At 71.7% G+C, this 26682-nt stretch carries 23 protein-coding genes and 1 pseudogene; 11 read left to right on the top strand and 13 right to left on the bottom strand.

All coding sequences use genetic code 11. The annotated features are described in order from the left end of the window. Positions 1-51: 51 nt before the first annotated feature. The gene (locus AMK33_RS05055) at positions 52-1848 is read right to left on the bottom strand and encodes a bifunctional sugar phosphate isomerase/epimerase/4-hydroxyphenylpyruvate dioxygenase family protein (protein WP_073931431.1); all 1797 of its coding nucleotides are present in this window, start codon (positions 1846-1848) and stop codon (positions 52-54) included. 51 nt (positions 1849-1899) lie between these two features. Then, positions 1900-2787, bottom strand: coding sequence for a shikimate dehydrogenase (locus AMK33_RS05050; RefSeq protein ID WP_107425010.1), 888 nt, complete (start codon positions 2785-2787; stop codon positions 1900-1902). Between the two features lie 146 nt (positions 2788-2933). Here AMK33_RS05050 and AMK33_RS05045 point away from each other — a divergent pair, with 146 nt between their 5' ends. The 3 genes from AMK33_RS05045 (at position 2934) to AMK33_RS05035 (ending at position 7776) form a co-directional block, all read left to right on the top strand. Then, a complete protein-coding gene (locus tag AMK33_RS05045; protein ID WP_073931429.1) occupies positions 2934-3602 on the top strand; it encodes a TetR/AcrR family transcriptional regulator in 669 nt (222 codons plus the stop codon). A gap of 285 nt (positions 3603-3887) precedes the next feature. Next, entirely contained in the window at positions 3888-5246 is a 1359-nt protein-coding gene (locus tag AMK33_RS05040; protein WP_073931428.1) for an MFS transporter, read from the top strand. A gap of 136 nt (positions 5247-5382) precedes the next feature. After that, positions 5383-7776: an ATP-binding cassette domain-containing protein gene (locus tag AMK33_RS05035; protein WP_073931427.1), complete on the top strand. Its 2394-nt coding sequence runs from the start codon at positions 5383-5385 to the stop codon at positions 7774-7776. Positions 7777-7807: 31 nt separating this feature from the next. Here AMK33_RS05035 and AMK33_RS05030 read toward each other — a convergent pair whose 3' ends face one another. Then, the gene (locus AMK33_RS05030; RefSeq protein WP_073931426.1) at positions 7808-8254 is read right to left on the bottom strand and encodes a PPOX class F420-dependent oxidoreductase; all 447 of its coding nucleotides are present in this window, start codon (positions 8252-8254) and stop codon (positions 7808-7810) included. 57 nt (positions 8255-8311) lie between these two features. Between AMK33_RS05030 and AMK33_RS05025 the strand changes: the two genes are divergently transcribed. After that, positions 8312-9541: a serine hydrolase domain-containing protein gene (locus AMK33_RS05025; RefSeq protein WP_073931425.1), complete on the top strand. Its 1230-nt coding sequence runs from the start codon at positions 8312-8314 to the stop codon at positions 9539-9541. A gap of 13 nt (positions 9542-9554) precedes the next feature. Here the strand turns inward: AMK33_RS05025 and ribA are convergent, their stop codons facing one another. Further along, the gene (gene ribA, locus AMK33_RS05020) at positions 9555-10223 is read right to left on the bottom strand and encodes a GTP cyclohydrolase II (RefSeq protein WP_073931424.1); all 669 of its coding nucleotides are present in this window, start codon (positions 10221-10223) and stop codon (positions 9555-9557) included. A gap of 41 nt (positions 10224-10264) precedes the next feature. Here ribA and AMK33_RS05015 point away from each other — a divergent pair, with 41 nt between their 5' ends. Continuing rightward, on the top strand, positions 10265-11077 hold the full coding sequence (locus AMK33_RS05015; RefSeq protein WP_073931423.1) for a creatininase family protein: 813 nt from the start codon (positions 10265-10267) through the stop codon (positions 11075-11077). 230 nt (positions 11078-11307) lie between these two features. Here the strand turns inward: AMK33_RS05015 and AMK33_RS05010 are convergent. The 5 genes and pseudogenes from AMK33_RS05010 to AMK33_RS04990 all read right to left on the bottom strand — a co-directional run. After that, positions 11308-12153 (bottom strand): annotated as a pseudogene (locus AMK33_RS05010) (lysylphosphatidylglycerol synthase transmembrane domain-containing protein); the annotation flags it as partial. Beyond that, positions 12150-13124 carry a class I SAM-dependent methyltransferase gene (locus AMK33_RS05005; RefSeq protein WP_073931422.1) on the bottom strand — a complete coding sequence of 325 codons (975 nt, stop codon included), beginning with the start codon at positions 13122-13124 and terminating at the stop codon, positions 12150-12152. The pseudogene AMK33_RS05010 and the gene AMK33_RS05005, both read right to left, overlap by 4 nt. Next, positions 13121-14338 carry a glycosyltransferase family 4 protein gene (locus AMK33_RS05000; protein ID WP_235617966.1) on the bottom strand — a complete coding sequence of 406 codons (1218 nt, stop codon included), beginning with the start codon at positions 14336-14338 and terminating at the stop codon, positions 13121-13123. The genes AMK33_RS05005 and AMK33_RS05000 overlap by 4 nt, the downstream gene beginning before the upstream one ends. Beyond that, positions 14335-14733 (bottom strand): 6-pyruvoyl trahydropterin synthase family protein, encoded by a 399-nt coding sequence (locus AMK33_RS04995; RefSeq protein WP_073931421.1) that lies wholly within the window; start codon positions 14731-14733, stop codon positions 14335-14337. The genes AMK33_RS05000 and AMK33_RS04995 overlap by 4 nt, the downstream gene beginning before the upstream one ends. 132 nt (positions 14734-14865) lie before the next feature. Next, a complete protein-coding gene (locus tag AMK33_RS04990; RefSeq protein ID WP_073931420.1) occupies positions 14866-15843 on the bottom strand; it encodes a zinc-dependent alcohol dehydrogenase in 978 nt (325 codons plus the stop codon). A 108-nt stretch (positions 15844-15951) separates the two neighbouring features. On the opposite strand from AMK33_RS04990, the gene AMK33_RS04985 reads away from it, so the two are divergent. Next, entirely contained in the window at positions 15952-16716 is a 765-nt protein-coding gene (locus tag AMK33_RS04985) for a CDP-alcohol phosphatidyltransferase family protein (protein WP_073931419.1), read from the top strand. A gap of 258 nt (positions 16717-16974) precedes the next feature. Here the strand turns inward: AMK33_RS04985 and AMK33_RS04980 are convergent, their stop codons facing one another. Further along, on the bottom strand, positions 16975-17514 hold the full coding sequence (locus AMK33_RS04980) for a hypothetical protein (protein WP_073931418.1): 540 nt from the start codon (positions 17512-17514) through the stop codon (positions 16975-16977). Between the two features lie 311 nt (positions 17515-17825). On the opposite strand from AMK33_RS04980, the gene AMK33_RS04975 reads away from it, so the two are divergent. The 3 genes from AMK33_RS04975 to AMK33_RS04965 all read left to right on the top strand — a co-directional run bounded on the left by AMK33_RS04975 (position 17826) and on the right by AMK33_RS04965 (position 22709). Then, positions 17826-20681, top strand: a complete 2856-nt coding sequence (locus AMK33_RS04975) for an ABC transporter substrate-binding protein (protein ID WP_073931417.1) — start codon at positions 17826-17828, stop codon at positions 20679-20681. A 28-nt stretch (positions 20682-20709) separates the two neighbouring features. Beyond that, on the top strand, positions 20710-21309 hold the full coding sequence (locus tag AMK33_RS04970; protein WP_073931416.1) for an HD domain-containing protein: 600 nt from the start codon (positions 20710-20712) through the stop codon (positions 21307-21309). A 485-nt stretch (positions 21310-21794) separates the two neighbouring features. Continuing rightward, on the top strand, positions 21795-22709 hold the full coding sequence (locus AMK33_RS04965; RefSeq protein ID WP_073931540.1) for a YceI family protein: 915 nt from the start codon (positions 21795-21797) through the stop codon (positions 22707-22709). A gap of 37 nt (positions 22710-22746) precedes the next feature. Here AMK33_RS04965 and AMK33_RS04960 read toward each other — a convergent pair whose 3' ends face one another. After that, complete coding sequence (locus tag AMK33_RS04960; protein WP_073931415.1) at positions 22747-23187, bottom strand: hypothetical protein; 441 nt, start codon at positions 23185-23187, stop codon at positions 22747-22749. Between the two features lie 109 nt (positions 23188-23296). On the opposite strand from AMK33_RS04960, the gene AMK33_RS04955 reads away from it, so the two are divergent. After that, on the top strand, positions 23297-23632 hold the full coding sequence (locus tag AMK33_RS04955) for a hypothetical protein (protein ID WP_235617965.1): 336 nt from the start codon (positions 23297-23299) through the stop codon (positions 23630-23632). Continuing rightward, positions 23629-23850 (top strand): hypothetical protein, encoded by a 222-nt coding sequence (locus tag AMK33_RS04950; protein ID WP_073931414.1) that lies wholly within the window; start codon positions 23629-23631, stop codon positions 23848-23850. The genes AMK33_RS04955 and AMK33_RS04950 overlap by 4 nt, the downstream gene beginning before the upstream one ends. Positions 23851-23901: 51 nt before the next feature. Here AMK33_RS04950 and AMK33_RS04945 read toward each other — a convergent pair whose 3' ends face one another. Both AMK33_RS04945 and AMK33_RS43655 read right to left on the bottom strand, forming a co-directional pair. Then, positions 23902-26004, bottom strand: a complete 2103-nt coding sequence (locus tag AMK33_RS04945) for an Hsp70 family protein (protein WP_073931413.1) — start codon at positions 26002-26004, stop codon at positions 23902-23904. Next, positions 26001-26654 carry a hypothetical protein gene (locus AMK33_RS43655; protein WP_235617964.1) on the bottom strand — a complete coding sequence of 218 codons (654 nt, stop codon included), beginning with the start codon at positions 26652-26654 and terminating at the stop codon, positions 26001-26003. Before AMK33_RS43655 ends, AMK33_RS04945 begins: the two co-directional genes overlap by 4 nt. Positions 26655-26682 lie beyond the last annotated feature (28 nt).

The raw sequence follows: 26682 nt of genomic DNA, 5'->3' as shown, positions 1-26682 counted from the left end.
CCATGAGCCGGCCCCTCCGGCAGGGCGACGGCCCGGCGCGGACCCGGGCGCTCAGCCGCCCGCGCGTGTCTGTGCCGCGTGCTGGGCGGCCAGGCGGACCGGGGCGTTGCGGGCGCCGTAGCCGCGGTGGGCGCCGTCGCGCTGGAGGAGTTCGAAGAAGACTCGGCCGACGGTGAGGGTGTAGCAGTGGCGCAGGGTGCCGTGCTCGTCGGCGTCGTAGAGGATGCCGAGGTCGCGGTAGGTCTCCAGCTCGCCGTCGGCGAACTCGTGGCGGGCGGCGAGGTCGTCGTAGTAGTTCGCCGGGATGGGCAGCAGCCGGCCTCCCGCGGCACGGAAGCGGCGGGCCGCGGCGACCACGTCGTCGGTGGCGAGCGCGATGTGCTGGGCGTGCACGGTGTCGTCCGTGGGCGCGGCACCGACACCGAGGGCGATGCGGACACCGCCGTCGGCGGTGCCGACCGCGCGGCTGCGCTGCAGGCCGTAGGGGTCGGCGAGGTCCACGCTCTCGTCGGCGCGCAGCCCGAGCACGCTGCGGTGGAAGAGGGCCGCCTCGTCGAAGTGGTGCCAGGGCTGGGTGAGGGCGAGATGGTCGATGTGCCGTACGGCCGTGGCGGCGGGGGCGTGCTCCACGTCCGCAAAGTCGGACCGCCAGTCGCCGCCGGAGGGCGGCCGGGTGTCGCAGAAGAACAGTTCCGTGCCGTCGGGCGCGGCCACCGCGTCGAGCGGGGCGTCCTCGGGGGCGCGGAGGCGCGGCAGTACGGGCGCCAGCAGGGCCTCGGCGCGGCGGGCGGCACCGGCGGCGTCGGGTGACTCGAGGCCGACGGCCGCGAGCCGGGTGCCGTCACGGCGTACGGCCGCCCCGGTGTTGACGAGGATCCGGGCCTCGCCCTGCTGCCACAGGTCGACGGGTTTGCTGCGGTGCCGGGCGGTGCGGGCGAAGCCCAGCGCGTCGAGCAGCCCCGCGAGGGGGTCCGCGTCGGGCGTGACGAGTTCGGCGAAGGCGAACCCGGTGGGGACGACGGGGGCCGGGAGTTCGGCCGCGCCCACCTCCTCCTGGAGCATCAGCAGGGAGCGGCGGGCGTCCACGGCGGTCGGTCCGGCCTCGGCCTGCCGGACGACGTCGTTGAAGACCTCCAGGGAGAGCGGCCCGGCGTAGCCGGTGCGCAGCACGTGCCGGACCAGTCCGGCGACGTCGAAGCCGCCCTGGCCGGGGAAGCAGCGGTGGTGGCGGCTCCACTGCAGCACGTCCATCGCGGGCAGCGGGGCGTCGGCGAGCTGGAGGAAGAAGATCTTCTCGCCGGGGATGTCCTCGATGCCCTCGGGGTCGCTGCCGCGCGAGAGGATGTGGAAGCTGTCCAGACAGGTCCCGAGCGCGGGATGCCCGGCCGCCTCGACGATGCGCCAGGCATGGTCGTACGTACTGACGTGCCGCCCCCAGGCCAGCGCCTCGTACGCCACCCGGATGCCGAAGTCGTCCGCCAGGTCGGCCAGGTCGCTCAGCTGCCGCGCGGCGAGGGCGTCGTCGTCGACGGCGGACGGGTCGACGCTGGAGCAGACGAGGACGGTGTCGGCGCCCAGCCTGCGCATCAGTTCGAACTTGTGCCGGGCGCGGCGCAGATTGCGGGCGAAGAGGCCCGCGGGCACGGCCTCGATGTCCCGCAGCGGCTGGTAGAGGTCGATGCCCAGGCCGAGGTCGGCGCAGCGGGCGCGGATCTCCTCGGGGGTGAGCGGCGCGGTGAGCAGGTCGTTCTCGAAGATCTCCACGCCGTCGAAGCCGGCCCGTGCCGCGGCCGTGAGCTTCTCGGTGAGGGAGCCGCTGAGGGAGACGGTGGCGATGGACGTACGCACGTCGGTACCTCTTGCTTCCGTGGGGCTTCTCGGTCTCTCGGGCTTCTCGGTCTACTTCGGCGCCCCGACGGCGCCGCCGGTCAGCTCGGTGAGGTCCGCGAGCATCCGCGTGCTGTCGGGTTCCCGGCCGGTGAACAGGCGGAACGCGTCGGCGGCCTGGAAGGCGGCCATGCCGCCGCCGTCGAGGGTGGCGCAGCCGGCCGCGCGGGCGGTGCGCAGCAGCTCGGTCTCCAGCGGGCGGTAGACGACCTCGGCGACCCACAGTCCGGGGTGCAGCAGTCCGGCCGGCAGGGGCAGGCCGGGGTGGGCGGCCATGCCGGTGGGGGTGGCGTGCACGAGTCCGCCGTGGCCGTCGGCGGCGCCGAGCAGCTCCGGCAGCCGGCCCGGGGGCGCGGCGGCGGCGCGGCCCGGTCCGAAGTTCCGGTTCAGCGCGGCGGCCAGGTCGGCGGCCCGCTCGGGCAGCGCGTCGACGACGGTGACCCGCTCGGCGCCGAGGGTGAGCGTGGCGTGCGCGACGGCCGCGCCGGCGCCGCCCGCGCCGAGCTGCACGACCCGTTCCAGCGGGGCGTCGGGCAGACCGCGGGCGAAGGCGGCGGCGAAGCCGGTGACGTCCGTGTTGTGGCCGACGGCGCGCCCGCCCTCGAACACGACGGTGTTGACCGCGCCGAGCGCCTCGGCCCGCGGATCGAGGGCGTCCAGGTGCTCGACGACGAGGCGCTTGCACGGGTGGGTGATGTTGAGCCCGTCGAAACCGAGCAGCCGGGCGGCGCGCAGCAGCTCGCCCACCGCCTCGGGCGGGACACCGATCGTGTCGAGGTCGAGGAGCCGGTACAGACAGCGCAGGCCCTGCCGGCCGGCTTCCCGCTCGTGCAGCGCGGGGCTGAGCGAGGGGCCGATGCCGGAGCCGATCAGCCCGACGAGATACGAGTCCTTGAGCACCGCGGACCTCCAGAGGCGGCTCACTAATGTACGAACCAGTACGTTAGCTATATCAGCCGTTCCGGGCCCGCGGGAAGACCCGCCGGGCCGGACGAGGGGCTGCTTCTAGAATCACCGGCACCGCACCCCCGGCCCGAAGGGACCCGATGACCAGCGTCGAAGAACCGGCACGGCCCGGCGAGCGCATCCGTGACGCCGCCCGCACCAGGGCCGAGATCCTCGACGTGGCGACGCGGGAGTTCTCCCGGGCCGGCTACGACGGGGCCCGCGTCGACGAGATCGCCGCCCGCACCCGCACCACCAAGCGGATGATCTACTACTACTTCGGCGGCAAGGAGCAGCTGTTCACGGCCGTGCTGGAGCGGGCGTACGGCGTGATCCGCGAGGCCGAGCAGCAGCTCGACGTGGACCACCTGGACCCGGTGGCGGCCATCCGGCGGCTGGCGGAGCTGACGTTCGACCACCATGAGCGGCACCCGGACTTCATCCGCCTGGTCGGCATCGAGAACATCCACGGCGCGGAGCACATCGCGGCCTCCGAGGAACTGGGCCGGATGGGCTCGCCCGCGCTGGACGTGATCCGCCGGATCCTGGCGGCCGGACAGGAGTCGGGGCTGTTCACGGCCGACGTCGACGCCGTGGACCTGCACGCGATGATCAGTTCCTTCTGCTTCTTCCGGGTGTCCAACCGGCACACCTTCGGCGCGCTGTTCGGCCGCGACCTGGTGGACCCGGGCCGGCGCGAGCACTACCGGGCGATGCTGGGCGACATGGTGATCGCCTATCTGACGGCGGAGCGCGCGGCGGACCGGTAGCCCCGGGCACCGCGGTCCGGTGACCCCGGGCACCGCGGTCCGGTGACCCCGGGCACCGCGGTCCGGTGACTCCGGACTTCGGACCGGTGCTACCGGCCCAGGGCAACCGGGCCGGGGCCACCGGGCCTGAGTCCGTACGACGCGACCCCTTGACAGTGCGGGCGGCCGGGCGCAGCATCCCTACCCAGCCGCTACTAACTACCCAGTGGGTTAATTAGCACATCGGCAACTCCCCTCCGCTCGTCCTCCGCGTACCGTCGTGGAGTCCCCCCGAAGGAGCACGCCGTGACCGTCCCCGCACCGCCCCGCGACGCCTCCCCGCCCGGACAGCCGAAGAAGGCGGCGGCCGCCGCCTGGATCGGCAGCGCCCTGGAGTACTACGACTTCTTCATCTACGGCAGCGCGGCCGCGCTGATCTTCCCGGAGATCTTCTTCGACGACTCCGACCCGGCCACCGCGACCCTGTTGTCGCTGGCCACGTTCGGTGTCGCGTACGCGGCCCGGCCGATCGGCGCGCTCTTCCTCGGGCACATCGGGGACCGGCTCGGCCGCAAGAAGATCATGGTCTTCACGCTGATGCTGATGGGCCTGTCGACCTTCCTCATCGGCTGTCTGCCCACCCGCGCCCAGGTCGGCTCCCTCGCCCCCGTCCTGCTGGTGCTGTGCCGGGTGCTGCAGGGCATCTCGGCGGCCGGCGAGCAGGCCAGCGCGAACTCGATGACGCTGGAACACGCGCCGCCGGACCGGCGGGGCTTCTTCACCAGCTTCACCCTCAGCGGCACGCAGGGCGGCCAGCTGCTGGCCACGCTGGTCTTCATCCCGATCGCCGCGCTGCCCGAGGAGCAGCTGCTCTCCTGGGGCTGGCGGGTGCCGTTCTGGCTGAGCGTCGCGGTCGCCGTCGTCGGGTGGGTCATCCGCCGCAGGCTGGACGAGACACCGGCGTTCGAGCGGCAGACCGCCGGCGAGGGGGTCGTGAAGCTGCCGCTGATGGTGCTGCTGCGCGAGCACTGGGCGGACGTCCTGCGGGTGGTCGCGGGCGCGCTGATCGCCTCGGTCAGCACCGTCTTCACGGTGTGGGCACTGGCGTACGCCACCAGTGACACGGTCGGCATGTCCCGCTCGTCGATGCTGTGGGTGGGCGCGCTGGCCAATGTCGTCGCGCTGGCCGCGATCCCGCTGTGGGCCGCGCTCTCCGACCGGGTGGGCCGCCGTCCCGTCTATCTGATCGGTGCCGTCGGCAGCGCGGTGACGATGTTCCTCTACCTGTGGGCGATCTCCACGGGCGACTACGCGCTCACCCTGCTCCTCGGGATCATCGCGTTCGGCGTGGTCTACAGCGCCGCGAACGGTGTGTGGCCGTCCTTCTACGGCGAGATGTTCCCGACCAGGGTCCGGCTCTCGGGCGTGGCGATCGGCACGCAGATAGGCTTCGCGGTGGCCGGGTTCGCGGTCACGTTCGCCGCGCGGATCGCGGGTCCGGACGGCGACGACTGGACGGCGGTGGCCCTCTTCACGGCCGCTCTGTGCGTGCCCCCGGTCATCGCGGCGGTCACGGCTCGCGAGACCCATCGTCTCCCCACCGGACAACTCGGCGAACGTGCCGTCGGGGAGAGCGCGGAGCGGCCGGCGAAGGTGACGGCCTGACCCGCGTCGAAGGCGTTCCCCGACCGGTCAGGAATCAAGAAGCGCAGGTGGGCACGGGCCGCCTAGCCTAGCCTTGCCGCGATGGGGACGCCGGCGGGGACCGCGCACGCGGTCCCCGCCCGACGGATGGAGAACGATGAACATGGCCACGAGGACAGAGCAGCAGCCGGCCGGACCGCACACCGCCGACAGCCACGATCTGATCCGCGTGCACGGGGCGCGCGAGAACAACCTCAAGGACGTCAGCATCGAGATCCCCAAACGCCGGCTGACGGTGTTCACCGGTGTCTCCGGCTCGGGCAAGAGCTCCCTGGTGTTCGACACGATCGCCGCCGAGTCGCAGCGGCTGATCAACGAGACGTACAGCGCCTTCCTCCAGGGCTTCATGCCGAACCTGGCCCGCCCCGAGGTCGACGTGCTCGACGGCCTGACCACCGCCATCACCGTCGACCAGCAGCGGATGGGATCCGACCCCCGCTCCACCGTCGGCACCGCCACCGACGCCAACGCGATGCTGCGCATCCTCTTCAGCCGGCTCGGCACGCCGCACATCGGCCCGCCCGCCGCGTACTCCTTCAACGTCGCCTCGGTCTCGGCGAGCGGCGGCTTCACCGTCGACCGCGGTTCCGACAAGACGAAGACCGAGAAGGTCAGCTTCAGCCGCACCGGCGGCATGTGCACGCACTGCGAGGGCCGGGGCACGGTCTCCGACATCGACCTCACGCAGCTGTTCGACGACTCCAAGTCGCTCTCCGAGGACCCCTTCACCATCCCCACGTACACCGGGGACGGCTGGGTCGTGCGGGTCATCACCGAGTCGGGCTTCTTCGACAAGGACAAGCCGATCCGCGAGTACACCAAGAAGGAGCGGCACGACTTCCTCCACCGCGAGCCGACCAAGGTGAAGATCAACGGGGTCAACCTCACCTACGAGGGACTGATCCCGAAGCTCCAGAAGTCGTTCCTGTCCAAGGACCGCGAGTCGATGCAGCCGCACATCCGGGCCTTCGTGGACCGGGCGGTCACCTTCGCCCAGTGCCCCGACTGCGACGGCACCCGGCTCAGCGAACTGGCCCGCTCCTCGAGGATCGACGGGGTCAACATCGCCGACGCCTGCGCCATGGAGATACGCGACCTGGCCGAATGGGTCCGCGGGCTGACGGAACCGTCGGTGACGCCGCTGCTCACCAAGCTCCAGCACACCCTCGACTCGTTCGTGGAGATCGGCCTCGGCTACCTCTCCCTCGACCGGGCCTCGGGCACGCTCTCCGGCGGCGAGGCGCAGCGCACCAAGATGATCCGCCACCTCGGCTCCTCGCTCACCGACGTCACCTACGTCTTCGACGAGCCCTCCATCGGCCTGCACCCGCACGACATCCAGCGGATGAACAACCTGCTGCTGCGGCTGCGGGACAAGGGCAACACGGTGCTGGTGGTGGAGCACAAGCCGGAGACGATCGCCATCGCCGACCACGTCGTGGACCTCGGCCCCGGCGCCGGCACGGCGGGCGGCACCGTCTGCTTCGAGGGCACCGTCGACGCCCTGCGCGCGAGCGACACCGTCACCGGCCGCCACCTCGACGACCGGGCCAGGCTGAAGGAGAAGGTCCGCGAGGCCACCGGCACGCTGGAGATCCGCGGCGCGAACGCCAACAACCTCCAGGACGTCGACGTCGACATCCCGCTCGGCGTGCTCTGCGTCGTCACCGGCGTCGCCGGCTCCGGCAAGAGCTCCCTCGTCCACGGTTCCGTACCGGCCCCCGAGGGCGTGGTCTCGGTGGACCAGACCCCGATCCGCGGCTCGCGCCGCAGCAACCCGGCGACGTACACGGGGCTGCTCGACCCGATCCGCAAGGCGTTCGCCAAGGCCAACGGCGTCAAGCCGGCGCTGTTCAGCGCCAACTCCGAGGGCGCCTGCCCCACCTGCAACGGCGCCGGCGTCATCTACACCGACCTGGCGATCATGCAGAGCGTGGCCACGACCTGCGAGGACTGCGGGGGCAAGCGGTTCGACGCCTCGGTCCTTGAGTACCGCTTCGGCGGCCGGGACATCAGCGAGGTGCTGGCGATGTCGGTGACCGAGGCCGAGGAGTTCTTCCGCGAGGGCGAGTCACGGATCCCGGCCGCGCACCGGATCGTCGAGCGGATGGCGGACGTCGGCCTCGGCTACCTCACCCTCGGCCAGCCGCTCACCACGCTGTCCGGCGGCGAGCGGCAGCGGCTGAAGCTGGCCGTCCACATGGCCGACAAGGGCGGTGTGTACGTCCTCGACGAGCCGACCACCGGTCTGCACCTCGCCGACGTGGAGCAGCTGCTCGGTCTGCTCGACCGGCTCGTGGACTCCGGGAAGTCGGTCATCGTCATCGAGCACCACCAGGCGGTCATGGCGCACGCCGACTGGATCGTCGACCTCGGCCCCGGGGCCGGTCACGACGGCGGCCGGATCGTCTTCGAGGGCACCCCCGCCGACCTGGTCGCCGCCCGCTCCACCCTCACGGGCGAGCACCTCGCGGAGTACGTAGGCGCCTGAGGCACTCGCTGTACGCGCCGGGGTGTTTCTCCTACGCCCCGGCGCGACGCGGGATGCCGTACGCCCGTTCCACGCGCAGCCGCAGCACCAGGCGCCGGTCGCGGACCATCGCGGCGCGGTAGTCGTCCCAGTCGGAGTGCTCGCCGTTGACGTCGCGGTACAGCCGGATCAGTTCCTCCACCGTCTCGTCGTACAGGTTCCCGGCGACGGGTGACAGGTCGGCGACGCCCTCGGCGACCGTGTAGGCCCACCGGTCGTCGCTGGTGACGTGGTAGGAGGCGCGGGGGTCGCGCCGCAGGTTGCGGGTCTTGGCCCGGTCGTCCGTGAGCGAGACGCGGATGACCCGCTCGTCGGGGTAGTAAGCGTGCATGACGTTCGACAGCTGGGGCCGTCCGTCACGTTTCAGGGTGACGAGCACTCCCCCGTGCCGCTCGGAGAGCAGGGCGAGCAGTGCGTTCTGTTCGGCGTCCTGGGTCATGACTCGTTCAACGGTCCGCACCGGGCCGGTGTTCCTCCGAGGGGAGCGAGGAGAACGATGACAGTGCTGCGGCAAGAGGCAGATCCCGCCGAGGCCGGACTGGACACGGGGGCGCTGGAGCGCCTGGACCGGCATTTCGCCCGCCGGGTCGACGAGGGGAGGCTGCCCGGTTTCCTGGTGGCCGTCGCCCGGGACGGGCGCGTCGCGCACCTCACGGCGTACGGGGCGCGGGACGTCGCGGCGGGCCTGCCCGTGGAGAGCGACACCTTGTGGCGGATCTACTCCATGACCAAGCCGGTGACGGCCGTCGCCGCGCTGATGCTGATGGAGGAGGGACGCCTGTCGCTGGACGACCCGGTCGGCCGCCATCTGCCGGCGTTCGCACAACCGCGCGTGTACGAGAGCGGATCGGGCGACGGGGTGCGGACCCGCCCTCCCGCCGGCCCCCTCCTCGTGCGGCATCTGATGACGCACACCGCCGGCCTGACGTTCGCCTTCTACCACTCCCACCCCGTCGACGCGCTGTACCGCGCGGCCGGACTGGAGTCGTCGGTGGCGCCGGGCGCGGACCTCGCGGGGACGACGGAGGTGTACGCGCGTCTGCCGCTGCAGTTCGATCCGGGTACTCAGTGGAACTACTCGGTCGCCTCGAACGTGCTGGGGCGGATCATCGAGGTGGTGTCGGGCCGCCCGCTCGACGTGTTCCTCGCCGAACGGATCTTCCGGCCGCTCGGTATGACGGACGCCGGTTTCGAGGTCACCGACGAGCAGGCGGAACGGCTCGCGGAGATGTACGGGGAGTCCGACGACGGCGGCATCGAGCCGATCGCCGGACTGCCGCTGCGGGGCCGGCCCCGGTTCCTGTCCGGCAGCGGCGGCATGGTGGCCTCCGCCCACGACTTCCACCGCTTCATGGAACTGCTGCGCCGGCGCGGCGAACTCGACGGTACGCGCCTGCTCTCCCCGGCGACCGTGGACCTGATGACCCGCAACCACCTCCCCGGCGGCGCCGACCTGCGCGCCTTCGGCAGCCGCCCCGCACACGACGTCCCCGGCAACGAGGGCGTCGGCTTCGGCCTCGGCGTCTCCGTCGTCGTCGACCCGTCCCGTACGCAGGCCCCGTCCGCTCCCGGCAGCTACGGCTGGAGCGGCGTGGCCACGACCACGTTCTGGGTCGACCCGGGCCGCGACCTGACCGTGCAGTTCTACACGCAGGTGCGGCCCGGGTCCTCCCACACCGTCTTCCGGGACCTCAAACGGCTGGTGCACGAGGCGGTGACGCGCTGACCGCGGGGCCGGGTCAGGACAGGTGCGCCACGGCGTCCAGATGGGGCAGGTGGTGGTCGAGCCGCTCCCGCTTGGTGCGCAGATAGGTGATGTTGTTCTCGCACGGCGGTATCAGCAGCGGCACCTGCTCGGCGACCTGGATGCCGTGCCGGACCAGCGCCTCGCGCTTGCGCGGGTTGTTGGACATCAGCCGCACCGAGCGTACGCCCAGGTCCTGGAGGACCCCGGCGGCGACACCGTAGTCGCGGGCGTCCACGGGAAACCCGAGCGCCAGGTTCGCCTCGACGGTGTCCAGGCCCTCCGCCTGCAGGGCCATCGCCCGCAGCTTGCCGAGGAGCCCGATGCCGCGGCCCTCGTGCCCCCTCAAGTAGACGACGACGCCCGCCCCTTCGGCGACGACCGCGCGCAGCGCCGACGCCAGCTGGTCGCCGCACTCGCAGTGCTGGGAGCCGAAGGCGTCCCCGGTCAGGCACTCCGAGTGCAGCCGGACGAGGACCTCGTCCGTGCCGATGTCGCCGTACACCAGGGCGACCTGCTCGTCACCGCGGTCGTGGTCCAGGTAGCCGACCGCCTGGAACTTGCCGTACACGGTGGGCAGCGGCGCATTCACGACGCGTTCCACGCCGGTCCGCCGCTGGGGCCGCTGGGGCTTCTTGCCGAGTACGCCTACTTTTTCTGTCATGATTCCCGAGTTCCTAAGCAGAGACGAAAGGCCGTGACGATATGGGTGGTTCACAAAAGCGGTCGGCGGCATACGGCCCGGTGCACGGTCTGTTGCCGGCGGATACTACTGAGGATGTACGGACGCGGGGAGCCGGCGTCTCACGGCAGATCGCGGTACTTCCGGTCGGGAGTTTCGAGCAGCACGGTCCGTTCCTGCCGTTGGCGACCGACACGCTGGTCGCCTGCGCGATCGCGCGGGAGATCGCCGACGCCTTTCCGGTGCACCTCCTCCCTCCGGTGACGATCTCCTGCTCCCACGAGCACGCGGCCTGGCCGGGGACCGTCTCCCTCTCCTCCGTCACGCTCCACGCGGTGATACGGGACATCGCCGACTCGCTCCGCAGGTCGGGCGTGGACACCCTGGTGCTGGTCAACGGGCACGGTGGAAACTACGTACTGGGCAACGTCGTCCAGGAATCCTCCGCCCGCGGTGAGCGAATGGCACTGTTCCCGGCCCCGGAGGACTGGGAGACGGCACGTGTACGGGCCGGCGTCGCCACGTCCCTCCTCACCGACATGCACGCGGGCGAAATCGAGACCTCCATTCTTCTCCACACACATCCCGAATCGCTCCGCCCCGGTTATGAGACCTCCGACCACACAGCGGACGACCGCCGTCATCTCCTCACTCTGGGCATGTCCGCCTACACCGATTCGGGCGTCATCGGCCGCCCTTCTCTGGGCTCGGCGGAAAAGGGCAAGGAAATCCTGGCGAGTTTGGCGGATTCGTTCGCGACGTACTTCTCGTTGCTGACGTCGGCGGACGGCGCCCTTTCCGGCCCGCCCGGCACATCCAGCCCGTCCGGCGTTTGAGGACGAGGCCGAAGGCCGACAGGAGGTCCGGGGGCAACGCCCCCGGGGACGATGGGGGTCCCCCCGCTCGAACGAAGCCGAGAGTGGGGGAGGGAAGGGGCGGCGGGGGCGAGAACACCAAGCCCCCCGCCCCGCACCCCCGCGTACCACCGACCGACCAGCACCACCACACCCGGCAGGCTGGCCACAAGACTGAGCACCCCGTAGACGACCGCGACGGTCAGCCCCCGCCCGGCCCCGAGCCCCGCCGCCCCGAACGCCCAGGCGGTGACCCCCTCCCGAGGCCCCCACCCGCCCACGTTCAGCGGCAACCCCATGGCCAACAACGCCAGCACGGCAAGCGGCAACAGCTCAGCCACGGACGCGTCCGCCCCCGCGACATCCGCAGCGAGAACGAACATCCCCACATACCCGGCCAGTACGACGACGGACGAAACAAGAACACCGGGCGCGTTACGCCGCGACAACAACCCCTCACGCACCCCGGCGAACACCCCACGGCCGGCCCCCCGCCCCGGCGCCCGATTCATCCGCACCGCCAGCACCACCGCACAGGCCCCCAGCACACCGAGCCCCACCACCGGCGCGGCCTGCCGCACTTCATCGAGCACCGGCGACGGCATGCTCACCAACACCACCGCCCCCACGGCGAACAGCGCGAGCTGCCCGGCGGTCCGCTCCAGCACCACCGCCCGCACCCCCCGCCCCATGTCCCCGGCGCTCTGCCCGTGCCGCACGGCCCGGTGGACGTCACCCAACACACCACCTGGCAACGCCGCGTTGAGGAACAGGGCACGGTAGTAATCGGCGACAGCCGCCCCCAGCGGCAGCCGGATCCCGATCCCCCGCGCCACCAGCGCCCACCGCCACGCACTGAACACGGTGGTCACCAGCCCGATCCCGAGCCCCGCGAGCAGCGCAGGCCCGTCGATACGGCGCAGCCCCTCCACCAGGACCCCTGTGTCGATGCGCCACAGCAGAACCGCGAGGATCACGACACCGCCGAGCGTGCCGAGACGGGTGCGCACGACAGGGGTGCCGATCCGGGCCGGAACACCGCGGAACCGCGCACTCATGCGGCCCCGTCCACCGGCCGGCACAGAGCGAGCAGATCACTGTGCTGGACGACGGCCCGCAACTCCCCCGCCGCACAAGCATCCAGCCGCTCGGCCAGATAACCGTCGGCACGCGACGCCAGTTCCGGCCGCTCCTCCACCGCCGCACCGACCCACCCCCGCAGCCACTGCTCGGTCAACGCGGCCTCCCCGGGACCCAGCCGCCAAGGGCTCGGGTTGATCCGTACCGTCGCACCGTGCTCGGCGAACGCCTCGGCGGCCACCGTGACCGCGTCCGGCCCGAGCAGCCCGCCACTCCGCTGGTGGGCGTTGAACGCCTCCGTGATCTCGCGGTCCAGCGGATGCGGCTCGGTCAGCTCCACCCGTCCGGCCACCGACAACGTCAGCAGGGCCGGACAGCCGGCTCCCGCGCAGGCGGCGGCGAGGGCGCCGACCTCCTCGCGGGTGAGGACGTCGAGCAGCGCGGACGCCGTCACCAGGGAGGCACCGGCCAGCGCGTCCGAGGTGATCCTGGCGACGTCACCGCGCCGGGTCTCGACGGTGACATGGCTGCCGTCGGCGGCGGAGCGCGGGGAGGCGACGGCGGCGAAGTGCAGCAGGTAGGGGTCCCGGTCGTGCAGGACCCAGTGCTGGGCGCCGTCGAGACGGGGGGCGAGCCAGCGGCCCATCGAACCGGTGCCGCAGCCGATGTCGTGGATGACGAGACCGTCCGCCCGGCGCGGCAGGTTGGCGAGCCGGACGCGCAGCGGATCCAGCAGATCGTACGACCGGGCGGCGGCGTCGGCGGGTTCCCGCAGTTGCAGCCACTCGGGCGCGTAGCGGGCCGGTTCGTCGTCGCCGGTGTCCCGCAGCCGCAGGGTGGCCCGCTCCCCGGGGCGGGGCGCGGGGCCGGCACCGGGAATGACCTCCCGGCTGCCGGGCGGGACCGGGATCGTCCCGCCGTGCTGGGTGGTGGTCGCCGATTCGGTCATGCGGCCCTCCGGGGTTCGGTGGGAAGCCGGCGCAGTACCGCCGCCAGGCTCTGTGCGGTGCTCGCCCAGCCGCCGAGTGCGGCCCGCCTGCTGCGGGCGGCGGCCTTGAGCCGGCGCCTCACGTCCGCCTCGCCGAACCAGCCGCGCAGTTCGGCGGCGATTGCGGCGGGGTTCTCCGGCGGGACGAGGATGCCGGGCACTCCCCCGTCGGGTGCGCGGCCGACCGCCTCGGGCAGCCCGCCGACGTCGGTCGCCAGCACGGGGATGCCGCGCGCCAGCGCCTCGGTGACCGCCATGCCGTACGTCTCCGCGTACGAGGTGAGCACCATGAGGTCGGCGGTGGCGTAGCTGGCGTCGAGTGCGGCGCCGGTCTGCGGACCGGTCAGCTCCAGCCGGTCCTCGAGGCCGTGCTCGCGGATGAGTCCGCGCAGGTGGGCGACGTACTCGGGATCGTGTCCCAGCCCGCCGACGAGCGCGCAGCTCCACGGCAGGTCGGCCACCGCCGCCAGTGCCTCCACGAGCCGGTGCTGTCCCTTGCGCGGGGTCACGGCGGCCACGCACAACAGCCGGGAGACGCCGTCGGTGCCGGGTGCGAGGGGCGCGATGTCGGCGCCGGGGGCGGCGACGTGGACGCGGTCGGGGGCCAGGCCGTGGTGGGAGACGAGACGGCGCACGGCCCAGTCGCTGGTGGCGATCACCGCGGGCACCGCCCGCAGGACCGCGCGTTCGCGGGCGTCCAGTTCGGCGGCGACGGCCGCGTCGAGCCCGGTCTCGTCGCCGAGCGGCAGATGCACGAGGACGGCCATGCGCAGCCGGCCTTCCTCCGCCTGGGGGACGACGATCTCGGGCACCCCGCAGGCGACCAGCCCGTCGAGCAGGACGACGGCGCCGTCCGGCAGTTCGCGCAGGGTGCGGGCGAGTTCCGCGCGGGCGGCGGCGTCCGGCCGGGGCCAGTCACCGGCCACGGCGTGCCGGTGCACCTGCCAGCCGAACCCGGGCAGGTCCAGGCACACGCGCCGGTCGTAGGCGTTGCCGCCGCTCGGCGCGGCCGGGTCGTCGACACCGCCCGGCATCACGAAGTGGACGGAGCGCAGCGACATGGGGATGATCCCGCCGTTCCTCGGAAAGGTCGCCTGCGACGGAACATAGTCCAGGCGGGCGGCCCGGGCCCGGTCGACGGTCGTGCCGGTCACCTCGACGGTCGTGTCGGTCACAGGGCACGCTCGTAACTCGCCCAGGCGATGTGCGACTCGTGCAGGGTGACGGCGATGCCCGCGATGCCCTTGGCTCCCTCGCCCAGCGCGCCCTTGTGGATGCGTTCGGCGAGCCGGTCGGCGATGACCTTGGCCAGGTACTCCGTGGAGGTGTTGACCCCCGCGAAGTCGGGTTCGTTGTCGAGATTGCGGTAGTTCAGCTCGCCGACGACGGCCCCGAGTTCCTGCGTGGCCAGGCCGATGTCGACGACGATGTTGTCCTCGTCCAGCTGTTCGCGCCGGAACGTGGCGTCCACGAGGAACGTGGCTCCGTGCAGGCGCTGGGCCGGTCCGAAGACCTCGCCGCGGAAGCTGTGGGCGATCATGATGTGATCGCGGACGGTGATGCTGAACAACGGACGACCCTCCAGGTGCGGCGCGTCTGCTCCCCGGCCGATCTCCGACGGGGATGCCGTGTAGTACGGCTGACTGCCTTCCCCTGTTCAGCGTCCCCTACGTCTTTTCTCAGGTCAGGCGTGCCGGCCCCGCTACGGGGTGTCGTAGCGCACGCGGTGGCACAGGGCCGGTGTCTCCCCGGAGGCGAGGCGGGGCATGACGTCGGGCAGTTCCTCGAAGGCGGACTCGCCGGTGACGAGGGCGTCGAGGGCGGGGTCGGAGAGCAGGTCGAGGGCGAGGGCCAGCCGGTCGGCGTAACCGCGGTTGGCGCGGGCCGGGGAGACGGTGCCGACCTGGCTGCCGCGGATGACCAGTCGCCGGGAGTGGAAGGCCTCGCCCAGCGGGAGGCTCACCTTCCGGTCGCCGTACCAGCTCAGTTCGACGACGGTGCCCTCGGGGCGGAGCAGTTCGAGCGCCCGGCCGAGTCCCTGCTCGGTGGCGCTGGCGTGCACGACCAGGTCGCACTCGCCGAGCGCGTCACCGGGCAGCGCGAACCCGACGCCGAGCGCCGCCGCGGTCCTGGCGCGCGTCGGGTCGGCGTCGACGAGCTGTATCCGTACGCCGGGGAACCGTGCCAGCAGCGCGGCCACCGAGCAGCCGACCATCCCGCCGCCGACGACGGCGATCCGGTCGCCGACCAGCGGCGCGGCGTCCCACAACGCGTTGACGGCGGTCTCCACGGTGCCGGCGAGCACGGCCCGTCCGGCGGGCACACCGTCGGGCACGGGTGTGACGGCGCCCGCCGGGACGACGTACCGCGTCTGGTGCGGGTAGAGGCAGAACACGGTGCGTCCGACGAGCGCCTCCGGTCCCTCCTCCACCACCCCCACGTTGAGGTAGCCGTACTTCACGGGGGCCGGGAAGTCACCCTCCTGGAACGGTGCCCGCATGACGGCGTGCTGGCTTTCCGGCACCCCACCACGGAAGACGAGCGTCTCCGTGCCCCTGCTCACCCCGGAGTACAGCGAGCGCACCAGCACCTCGTCCGCGCCGGGGGCGGGCAGGCCGACCTCATGGATCGCCCCTCGGCCAGGCGAGTCGAGCCAGAACGCACGTGCGGTGCGGTTCATCGAATTCCTCCTGAACGATCGGGAAGCTGCGCGCGTACCGAGTGGTGCACAGGCCGCGCACAAGGTAGCGGCGTTGATCGACTCTGTCACACGGCCGGAGGGTGTTCGGTGACCCTGAACAACAGTTACGACGCGAGGCTCGTACAGCAGGAGACCGCCGTGGGGGCGGGTGTACAGGTCCTGTTGCTGGTCCTGATCGGTACGGCGATCGGCATGGGCCCCGCGGGCTGGCTGACCGGCCTCGCGTTCGCGTTCGCCACCTGGGCGGTGCTCTCCCGGGCCCTGCACCGGTCCCGGCTGCGCTCCTTCGGCGCGGCCAACCGGGTCACGCTCGGCCGCGCCACCCTCGTCGGCGGGGTCACCGCGCTGGTCGCCGACTCGTTCCAGGACTCACCGCCCGTCTCGCTCTTCGTCGGCCTGACCGCCGTGGCCCTGATCCTGGACGGCGTGGACGGCAAGGTGGCCCGCAGGACCGGTACGTCGACCCCGCTGGGCGCCCGCTTCGACATGGAGGTGGACGCGTTCCTGATCCTGGTGCTGAGTGTGTACGTGTCGACGGCGATGGGTCCATGGGTGCTCCTCATCGGCGGTATGCGGTACGTCTTCGTGGCCGCCGCGCGTGTCTGGCCCTGGCTGACCGCCCCGCTCCCGCCGAGCACGGCCCGCAAGACGGTGGCCGCGCTCCAGGGCGTGCTGTTGCTGCTGGCCGGGGCGGCCCTGCTGCCGCACGTGGTCAATGTCGGTGTGGTGGTGCTGGCGCTGGGGCTGCTGGTGTGGTCGTTCGGCCGGGACGTGCTGTGGCTGTGGCGGACGTCCCGGGTGGAGACGGCTCCGGCCGGGCCCGAGGTGCGGCGGGAGCTGGTCACGAGCTGACGGCCGGCCGGGGGTGCGGACCCGCTGTTCCAGGGGCGGGCGCTTCACGACCGGGTGTCGCGCGACCATGGCGGTGCGGTCCGGTCCGCCCTCCGTGCCGACCATGTGGCCCGAGCCGGCCGGCCGGCTGCCGCCTCGCACCGTGGGCGGCAGCCCCGCGGGCGGCAGGGTGCCGGTAGCCGAGTTGCCGGGCCGGATCTCCGGCGGCCCACGGTGTGACCTCGGGGCCCCCGTCCCCCTCACCCCGCCGCCTGCTCGTTACTCGACACCCGCCGCGTCGAGGAGCCGGACCAGGTCCTTGCGCCCGTAGCCGAGCACACGGGCCCGGTGGATCGCCGTCAGCATCAGGTGAGCGGCGATCACCCCCGCATGGCCGTTCCGGTCGGCTCCGTACCACTCGTCCGGCTTCTCGACACCCAGGCTGTTCATCACCAGCCCGTGCTCACGGCGGACCTCCGCGACGGTACCGGCGACCGCGTCCAGCAGCGTCTTCCCCGGCCGCTCGCACTCCAGGGCGAAACAACCCCGGTCGACCGGTGCGCACCCCTCCGGTGGGCGCGCCCTCAGCCCCGCGTACCGCTCGTCCCCGAACCCGGTGTGCTCGAACTCGTCGTGCACCAGGGCGAACCGGTGGAACCCCGGCGGGACAGGAGGCGGTGGCGGCGTGTACGCCCACCCCGCGTCCTCGTACAACTGCCGCTTCACCTCCTCCTCTTCGGTGTGTGTCACGGTGAAGCCGGTGGCCTCGTTCCGCCCGGTCGTCGTGCCGTCGGGGTTGCGGTGGAGATGCAGGCTCATGATGTCCTCCGGTCGTCCGTGTCGTATGAGGACGGGAGATGTTCCCGTCACCGGATCGAACGGACCGCCCGCCCCGCACGTGCCCGCATCGCACAGCACCACCCGATCGTGTGACGCTGCCCGCCGAAGGCGACACCACCGGCCACGGCATCACCGCACCGACGGACCGCCGTTGCGCCGGGGGCGGTTGTCAGGGGTGGGAGTTATCCTCACAAGGCGCTTGCGACACATGTGTCTTACGACCACGGGGGGTGTCCGTGCACGGCCGTGACCAGAATTTCCCACAGGACTGCCCGGGCGGTCACCCGGGCATGTCGACCGAGGCGGGCATCGACGTCCAGCGCCAGCTGGAGTCCCTGATCCAGGACTTCCGGACCAGCGATCCCCCGATGCCGGTGATCGTGCTGCACGCCGAGGACTCCGCCGACGACGACCGGGTCACCGGACTCGTCGACGAGCTGAGCGAGGGGCAGCAGCGTCACGGTACGCGCCTGGCCGTCGCCTCGACCGAGCCACAGCCGGGGGACCTCGATCCGACCGCCCGGGCCGCGCGGCTCCTGGTCGACCTCGGTGACTCCAGGAAGTGGGGCGACCGGTCCGCCTCCTACCGCCCCTACTCCTTCCCCCGCCTCAACCTGGTGCGCGCCCTCCAGGAGGCCACCGACGACCCGGAGATGCGCGAGCACTGGCCGACCGCCCCCGGCGGCACTCCGGACGGGAACGCCCAGCGGGAGCGGGCCCAGACACATCTGCTGCGCATCCTGGCCAAGCAGCGCTGGCGCCCTCGCAGACCCTCGCGCCGGCACCGGCAGGTACTGCTCAACGACGTGCAGCAGTTCCTCCCCATGGGCGTCCTGGGTGCCTTCACCGCGCTGCTCACCCGCCCCGAGTGGTACATCGCCGTCCTGGCGGGCATCGGGCTGATGATCCTCCTCGCCGGCCTCAACCACGTCCCCGGGCGCGCTCCCCTCTTCCTGTGGCTGCGCAGGGAGAGCCGGTGGTTCCTGACCACGACGTTCCTCCAGTCCGCCGCCCGCCGCCAGTCGACCAGCGTGCGGCTGCTGCGGCCCGTCCGCTCCTGGCGGGCCATCGCGGCCCGCGCCTACGACGTGGCCGAGGCCATGCGCGAGGGTGGCCCGTTCCCCCTCCAGCTGTACGTGCTGGCACTCTTCGAGGACCTGCGGGACAACCACCGGCGCGGCAGCTGGGACCTGCGGGGATTCAAGCGGACGCGCCCGCCGGTGCTGTTCCTGCGCCGGGTGGGCCGGGAGAACGGCGGCATAGAGCTGATCAGGGCGGTCAGCGACGTCCGCAGCCGGCGCAGCGAGCTCGACCCGCTGCTGATCGTGGCGAGCGTGGCGGCGGGCGACGCGCCCCTGCTCGACCGGGGCGCGGACGCGAACCCTTCGCTCAACCGGCCGCAGCAGCCGCCCTCCCAACCCTCGCGTCTCCCCCAACGACTGCGGCACTGGTACGACGAATGGGCCGGGAACCTCCGGGCCGATCAGTCACCGAGCAGGACGAACGCCCTGCCCTGGGTGCTGAGGATCCCGCTGCCCCCCGGCGAGCTGGTGCAGCTGCGGCAGACGGACTGGCGGTGCGTCAGGGCCGGGCACCGGCCGCCCGTGGCCCGCCTGGTGTGGTCGGCGCACAGTCTGCTCCTCGTCCTCGCCCTGGTCGTCACCGCGGGCGTCGTCCACGCCCGCGAACTGCACCGGACGTACTGCTCGGCGGGCCTGCTGACCGCCGACCGCGACACCGAGCGGCGTCCCGCGCCCGGCGGCGGCACGGAGTGTGTCGGCATAGCCACCGGAGACGTCCGGTTCGGCGCGCACCTGAGCGGTGGAACGGCCGGGGAGGGAAAGCGGCTGCAGGAGCTGGAGAGACTGGTGCGCGTCGAGAACACCGAAGTCCTGCGCGACCACCCCGACGCCTACGTCACCGTGGTGTACGCGGGACCGCTGAGCTCCTCCTCGGTGGACCCGTCCCTGGTCAAGGGCGCCGAGGAGCTGACCGGCGTGTACCTCGCCCAGCGCGTGGTCAACGAGAACTACAGGGTGAAACTGCGGGTGCTGCTCGCCAACGGCGGCTCGGACATGGGCCACCAGCGGGTCACGGCCGACGCGATCGCCGAGTACGCCGACCGCGACCCGACCGTCGTCGGCGTGGTCGGCTTCGGCCGCGACCTGCAGAGCAGCCCCGACGTCACGCGCCGGCTGCACGCGGTGGGGCTGCCCATCGTCTCCGGCACCAACTCGGCGACCTACCTGCCGAAGGAGTTCTCCAACTGGTTCAGCCTCGCGGCTCCCGACGAGCACCAGGCCGAGGCACTCGGTCTCATAGCCCGGCAGCTGCGCGCCGGGGACAGGGCCCCGCACGCCCTGGTGCTGGCCCGCGACACCAAGGAGTCGCAGGACCGTTACACCAGCGAACAGGCCCTGTACGGCGGGGAGATGCTGGACCGGGAGGGTTTCCGGATGCTGCCCGCGCGGCGCTACCGGGTGGCGAACGGCAAGCCCGAACTGCGGTCGCACGCGGAGAGCATCTGCCGGGGCGAGAACGTTCCCTCGGTGATCTACTTCGCCGGACGGGTCGAGGACATCGGACCGCTGATGACGCAGCTCACCACCGAACCGGGCTGCGCGAACCGGCAGATCTCGATCCTCACGGGTGACGACCTGAGCAAGGCCAGGTTCTCCGGCACGGGCGGCCGCGACGGCGTGGCCCCGCGGATCACGCTGTACCACGCGGCCCTGGCCGAGCTGAAGGAGGCCTCGTCCAGGACCGCCTTCTACGAGGGCGCCGCCAACTACCTCCCCTGGCTGGAGGACGGAAAGGCCACGTACGACGCCGCCGACTTCGCGAGCGGGCAGACGGCCCTCTCCCACGACGCCACCCGTGCCCTGTACTGGGCGGCCAGCCTCGGGGACGTACGCCAGAGCCGCTCGGCGACCTGGGTCAACCTCAGAAACGTCAAGCTCGACGGCATGGCCACCGGAACGATCGACTTCACCGACGCGCCCCTGTACGAGGAACGCCACGGCCACAGCATCGTCCTCAACCGGGTCCGCAGAACGACCGAGGGCATCTCGAAGGCGGAGGTCCTGTGCAGCAGAACGGCCGGCAGCACCGAACCGCTCACCGTGCGGGAATGCTCGATCGAGTGAGCGGAGCACCGGTTGTTACGCTCCCCGCGTGAGGATTCCGGGACCCGAAGAGATCCGCGCGCTGCACCAGAAGCACGCGCCCACCGCCGAGGCGTTCGCGCTCGTCCACACGCACTGCGAGATCGTCTGGAGCGTCGCCGAGCGGCTCATATCGGTCTCACGCCTCGACGTCGACGCCGAACTGGTCCGTGCCGGCTGCCTCCTCCACGACATCGGCGTCTACCGCCTCTACGGCGACGACGGCAGGCTGGACCACGGGAACTACGTCCGCCACGGCCTGCTCGGCCACGAACTCCTCGCCGGGGAGGGCTTCCCCGAGCCCCTGTGCCGGTTCTGCTCCCACCACACCGGCGTAGGACTCACCCGCCACGACATCGCGACCCAGCGCCTCCCGCTGCCTCCCGCCGACTACCTCGCGGTGACGGCGGAGGAGCGGCTGGTGATGTACGCGGACAAGTTCCACACCAAGTCCAGGCCCTCGGTGTTCCTCACCCCGGACGAGTACGCCGCCCACGTCCGCCGCTTCGGCGAGGACAAGGTGACCGCGTTCGAGGCCCTGCGCACGGAGTTCGGCGACCCGGACCTCGACCGGCCGGTGCCGTACGGGGATGCGCCCGCCCGCCCGTGAGCGCTGCCGGGCGCCGACCACACCGGCGTCGCTGTCGCCCTCACCCTCGCCCGTACGCTCACGCAACGTACGGGCTTTCTCCTTCTGCGCGGACGGACGAAGCCGACCGACGCGGCGGCGCGGCCCGCGCTATGTGTGGACCGCGTGATGTGTGGACCGCGTGACGGGACCGCGAGCCGCGTGTGAATCTTCCGCTGTTTCAGATGACGTTCGCCACAGCACCGGAGCAAAGAATCACCATCGGCGGGCGCGATACGCCCCCTCGAATGGCCGGGATGACGGCGGTTCACACCGATCCGGCACACGGACAAGCCGTGCCGCACGCCGACCCCGGCGACGAACCACTCCGCTCCACCTGCCCTATGATCGTTTAATACTTGACTTCATCGCGTCTGCAATCCCTCACCGGCGGCTCTCGACGACCGCGAACACGTCTTTCGGTGCGGGTCACGCGGTGGTGACACGCAGGAAGAAAGGTGAACCGCATGGCCCTCGGACTGCTCCGGCGTCGGCGTTCCCGCGGCGGCCCCGGCGCCGCACCGGACCTCTCGCTGCCTCTGCCGGCCGGCGCCGGCGCGTACGGTTGCGAGGTCGTCGATCCCCTGGGACAGCCCTTGGGCGGTGCCGAGGTCACGGTGACCGCCCTGGACAGCCACCGGGTCGCCGCCCACGGCACCACCGATCCGTACGGTCTGTTCGTGGCGGCGCTCCCGCCCGGCTCCTACAGCGTGATGGTCGCGGCGGAGGGCCTCACCCCGGCCCGCAGCAACGTCGACATAGCCGCCGGCACCGCCCTCCCCCCGGCGCGCGTCGCGCTGCTGCCCGCTCGCCAACTGGAACTGCCGCCGCCCGGCACCTGGCTGTTCGACCCGCCGCACACCGCGATCCGCTTCATCGCCAAGCACGTGGGCATGGCCCACGTCCACGGACGCTTCACCCGCTTCACCGGCGGCATCCACATCACGCCGGACATGGACGACTCCCGGGTCTCGGTGCGCATCGACGCCGCCAGCATCACCACGGGCAACAGGACCCGCGACAACCACCTGCGCTCCGCCGACTTCCTCGACGTCGAGCACTACCCGTACATCGACTTCACCAGCACCCGGTTCGTCTACCGGGGCGGCTCCAGGTGGACGCTGAACGGCACGCTCACCATGCACGGCACCAGCCGCTCCGTGGGACTGGACACGACGTACCTCGGCACGGTGAACGGCGGTTACGAACAGGAGCTGCGCTGTGCGGCCCTGGCGAAGGCGGAGCTGCACCGCGAGGACTTCACCCTCAACTGGCGCTCGATGCTGGCCCGCGGCATCGCGGTCGTCGGCCCGACCGTGCAACTGGAGCTGGACGTCCAGGCGATGTACCGCACCCCCGAGACCCCCACGCCCCCGGAGTAGGCCGGCGCGGACGGGATGGTCCTCGATCGGCCCCGGTTCACGCGTAGGGGTCGGGGATCACCTCGGTCGCCGACTCGAGGACCTTCTCCACCCGCAGGACCGCGCTGCGGACGGCTCCCGCCTCCGCGACCAGCACGTCGGGAACATGGGACTCGTAGAAACGGAGGTACCCCACGGTGCCCACGGTCGTCGTACGCGCGCCGAGCCACAGCACCATCCTGCGCAGATCGTCGAACTCGTCGGGATGCGCCTCCTGCCGCACGGTCAGCGCCCACTGCGGCCCGTCGGAGCACAGCTCCCCGACCAGCGCGCCCCCGATCCGCAGCGCCGGCCCCCGGTCTCCCCAGAGGGGGTACTCGTACCCGTCGTCCTGCCGGCCGCCTTCCTCTCCCAGATGCCAGCGGAGCAGGGCGAGGTCCTGCGGCGGGAGCGAGCCCGGCAGGTCGAGCGTGAGCTGGAGTTCGTAGATGTCGGCCATGATCAGAAGGCTACGAGTCCCCGTGCCGTGTCCTCCACGGCGGTCCGGGCAGGGCGCCGAAAGCGGCAAAGGTCCTGAACCGTCACGTCCGTTGATCTACTGTGACCGCATGACGACGAAGTCCCTTCCCAGCCTCACCCCGACCGGCACCTGCTGGTGCGGCTGCGCCAAGAAGGTCGGAGCCGGATCGTTCTTCGCCCCGGGCCACGACAAGGTGGCGGAGGCGGCGCTGCTCGCGGTCGAATACGGCTCCTCCGTCGTCCAGTTGCTGCACGGACACGGGTACGGCCCCGGCCACTCGGTGAGCGCGCGTGCGGTGTCCGAGGGCGTCTGGCGGGAGTGCCCGGCCTGCGACTACGTCGGTGCGCCGGCGAGCATCGCCAACCACACGAAGAAGGCACACACCGCCGCCGTCTGCGAGCAGGCGCAGGGGGCAGAGCGTTGACCGAACCGGACTCCACCCAGCGCGCCGACCTCGAGAAGGCCGTGCGCGCGTACGGCGGCTGCTGGGACACCGAACGCGGCCTGCGCGCATTGCGCGACGCGGGGCACGACCCGCAGGACAAGCACACCCGGCAGATCCTCCGCGATCTCGCGAGCGAGGGTCTGCTGGTGAAGGTGGAGGACCGGCCGGTCCGCTACAGCGCGGTGCGGGCCGACTGAGGCGCGCCGACCCGCATCACCGTTCCTGCCGTCATCCCGGTCAGGGCGTCGTCAGTGGCGGCGCCCCGCGGAGCCGACGGCATTGGGCCTGCGTGGGTTGAAGACCCAGACACCCTGGGACTGGGTGGCGCCCAGCACCCGGCCGTTGTCCAGGAGCCAGGGATTGGCCTTCTGGAAGGGGGCGAAGTTGTCGTTGGAGACGATCACTCCGCCCACCTCTTCGGCGATGCTGATGACGAGGGCGTCGCCCCGGCCTTCGGTGCCCGCCGGCGGTTGCACCACGGTGCCAGCGGCGATCGCCTCCTCCACCGACGGACGCTCGTCGGCGGCGACATCGTGCCGCAGTGTCGCGTCGACGACGACGTGGATGTCCCGGTCAGGGTTCTTGAACCGCAGCGACTTGATCGCGGCCTGCAGTGCCTGGAAGCTCGGCCGCCCGCCCGCGGAGCGTGGTGGACGGCCGTTCCACGCGAGGTTCGAACCGTCCACCACCAGGGCCGCCGCAGGCTGCTTGGCGGCCCTGACCGACTGGGCCATCGACGCGGGAGTGGGCCGGACCACCGTCCCCGCCGCTGCCGCGCCGTTCGGCCGGTCCTGCGCCGATACCGCCGGCACGGGCTGGGGATGCGTCGGCCGGGGTGCCTCGCGGCCGGTCGTGCGCAACGAGAAGAGGTCGTTGAGTTCGTTCTCGATCTCCGGCGGGACGGTGCTGTCGCCGAAGACCCGGACCTCGCCTTCGAGGACGGGTTCCCCCGTCTTCTGCAACGTGGCCCTGACCGCCAGCAAACCTTCCTTGCTGTAGGTGTACTCCAGGTCGAACGCCCCGTCCTCGGCCGCCCGGGAGTGCTGCTGCGGGTACTTGAGCACGAGTTCGGTGAGCTTGACGTTGTCGGGGTGGTCGACGGGCCGGTCGGGGTCGCCTTCCCACACCTCGACGGTCAGTTTGGACACGCCGTCCCTGGACGGCTGGTAGGACTTCTTCCGCTGCTGCGGAAGGCGCTGGTTGCGGTCGATCAGCGCGCTGAACTCACGCTTGCCGTACTGGTCCTTGGTGACCGTGCCGAGTGCGTGCGTGTTGACGACGCGGATGATGCTCTTCAGTTCTCCGTCCATGGCGGCAGCGCAGATCGCGGCGCCCTCGGCGACCGCGGTCAGCGGCTGGCAGAGGTCCGCGCTCACGAGTTCGCAGTCCAGCGCCTCGGCCACGGCGTCGCGCACGGCGGGGATCTGGCTGCTGCCGCCGATCATCAGTACGGCCTTGAGCTCGCCCGGATCGATGCGAGCCTGGGCAAGGCACTCCTCGACCGGATCGAGTGCCCGGCTGATGAGGTCTTGGATCGCGGCGGAGAACTCGTCCTGGCCGACCTCCACGGCGTTGCCGTCCGGCGTGGTGATCCGCACGAACTCCTGGGAGGACAGGAGAATCTTGCTGCGCTCGATGTCGAGGGCGAACTGCCGCTGTTCGGACTCGGACCACTTCCTGCGCGCCGGCGCCCGGTCGAGCACCATGCGCCGCAGCCGGGCGTCGATCTCCAGACCGCCCAGTTTGTTGACACCGCGGCTGGCCTTCTCGTCGAAGAACCCGTCGTCGTGCAGCAGCAGGGTGGCGTCCATGGTTCCGCCGCCCCAGTCGAAGACGAGGAACTCCCCGTCCTCCTCCATGGTGTGCGCGTAGGCGATGGCGGCGGCGGTGGGTTCGTTCAGCAGCGTCTTGACGGCGATGCCCGCCGCCCGCGCCGCTTCCCGGGTACGGAAGCGAGCCGCTCCCGTGGCGTTCGCCGGCACGGTGATCACCGCCTCGCCGATCTCCGTCGCGGCTTCCTCCTCGGCCGCCGTGGCCATGGAGCGGAACACGCCGGCGGCGGCAGTGGTGGCGGCGAACCGCCGTCCGCCGACCGTCACGAGCGGCTCTTCGCGCAGCAGCCGCTTGCACGCCTCGACGGCCTGCTCGGACCGTAGTTTGGCCTCCCAGCCGAACAGCGCTCCGGTACGGAGGGAACTGGTGCCCACGACCGAGGGGTAGAGCTTTTCGAAGCCGGGCCGCTCCCAGTCCGCGTCGAGTCCCTGGCCACCGAGTTCCAGGATCTCGACGTACTCGCCGTTCCACTGGGCGGCGACCGAGTTGGTGGTGCCGAAGTCGATGCCCGTCGTCATGCTTCCTCCCCCACTGCAGGACCGGGCACCCGCCGGAGGTGTCCGGCCAGAATGACCTTTCCGGTCACTTCGTCAACGTATGCCGGGCGCAGCACCTCGAACGTCTCGCCTTCTCCCTCGGTGACGACGAACCGGTCACTCTCCTCCGGCTCGGTCACCCTGAGGATGCGCAGTGATCGCAGGTGTTCCCGCATGGCCCCGCCCAGCAGCTCACCACCGTGCGCCGCCTGCGCCCATACGAGGGCGTCGATCTCCGCGAGACGTCCCGCGAACTGGGTACGGGTGCGGAACTCGTCGAGGACCGCCTTGCGCACCGCCACGTTCAGAGCGGTGGACGGCGGGACCTCGCCGGCGTTCGCGTCCGCCAGGGCAGCGGGTACCCGCTCGACGACTCCCTGGATGACCGTCTTGGCGTCGATGGGCTCCGGCGGCTCGGGGACGGCCTGCGGCCTCGCGACGGCGGGCTGCTCGACCGATTGCTGCTGCTTCCCCTTGCTGCGCTTCAGCCCGCCGGGCTTGTGCGGCGCGGCCGTGCGGCTCTTGCCCGGCTGTATGTGACCGCAGTGCGGGCAGGGCCGATGAGGACGCTCATTCTTGGGGACTCTGATCTTTTTCCCAGGGCGTGCCGTGGTCTTCTTCTTCGCGGCCATGGACTGGTTGCGCCTCGCTCACCGTCGT

Origin of the sequence: Streptomyces sp. CB02400, from assembly GCF_001905725.1 — a bacterium.
GTDB classification, from domain to species: Bacteria; Actinomycetota; Actinomycetes; order Streptomycetales; family Streptomycetaceae; genus Streptomyces; species Streptomyces atrovirens.
The sequence above is the reverse complement of the archived record's forward strand: the minus strand, read 5'-3'. Positions and strand labels throughout refer to the sequence as shown.

Bases quoted from the DNA above. Each gene is read 5' to 3' on its own strand.
- AMK33_RS05045 (WP_073931429.1), top strand. From the start codon at position 2,934: ATGACCAGCGTCGAAGAACCGGCACGGCCCGGCGAGCGCATCCGTGAC.
- AMK33_RS05035 (WP_073931427.1), top strand. From the start codon at position 5,383: ATGAACATGGCCACGAGGACAGAGCAGCAGCCGGCCGGACCGCACACC.
- AMK33_RS05030 (WP_073931426.1), bottom strand. From the start codon at position 8,254: ATGACCCAGGACGCCGAACAGAACGCACTGCTCGCCCTGCTCTCCGAG.
- AMK33_RS05025 (WP_073931425.1), top strand. From the start codon at position 8,312: ATGACAGTGCTGCGGCAAGAGGCAGATCCCGCCGAGGCCGGACTGGAC.
- ribA (WP_073931424.1), bottom strand. From the start codon at position 10,223: ATGACAGAAAAAGTAGGCGTACTCGGCAAGAAGCCCCAGCGGCCCCAG.
- AMK33_RS05015 (WP_073931423.1), top strand. From the start codon at position 10,265: ATGGGTGGTTCACAAAAGCGGTCGGCGGCATACGGCCCGGTGCACGGT.
- AMK33_RS05005 (WP_073931422.1), bottom strand. From the start codon at position 13,124: ATGACCGAATCGGCGACCACCACCCAGCACGGCGGGACGATCCCGGTC.
- AMK33_RS04990 (WP_073931420.1), bottom strand. From the start codon at position 15,843: ATGAACCGCACCGCACGTGCGTTCTGGCTCGACTCGCCTGGCCGAGGG.
- AMK33_RS04980 (WP_073931418.1), bottom strand. From the start codon at position 17,514: ATGAGCCTGCATCTCCACCGCAACCCCGACGGCACGACGACCGGGCGG.
- AMK33_RS04975 (WP_073931417.1), top strand. From the start codon at position 17,826: ATGTCGACCGAGGCGGGCATCGACGTCCAGCGCCAGCTGGAGTCCCTG.
- AMK33_RS04965 (WP_073931540.1), top strand. From the start codon at position 21,795: ATGGCCCTCGGACTGCTCCGGCGTCGGCGTTCCCGCGGCGGCCCCGGC.
- AMK33_RS04960 (WP_073931415.1), bottom strand. From the start codon at position 23,187: ATGGCCGACATCTACGAACTCCAGCTCACGCTCGACCTGCCGGGCTCG.
- AMK33_RS04955 (WP_235617965.1), top strand. From the start codon at position 23,297: ATGACGACGAAGTCCCTTCCCAGCCTCACCCCGACCGGCACCTGCTGG.
- AMK33_RS04945 (WP_073931413.1), bottom strand. From the start codon at position 26,004: ATGACGACGGGCATCGACTTCGGCACCACCAACTCGGTCGCCGCCCAG.
- AMK33_RS43655 (WP_235617964.1), bottom strand. From the start codon at position 26,654: ATGGCCGCGAAGAAGAAGACCACGGCACGCCCTGGGAAAAAGATCAGA.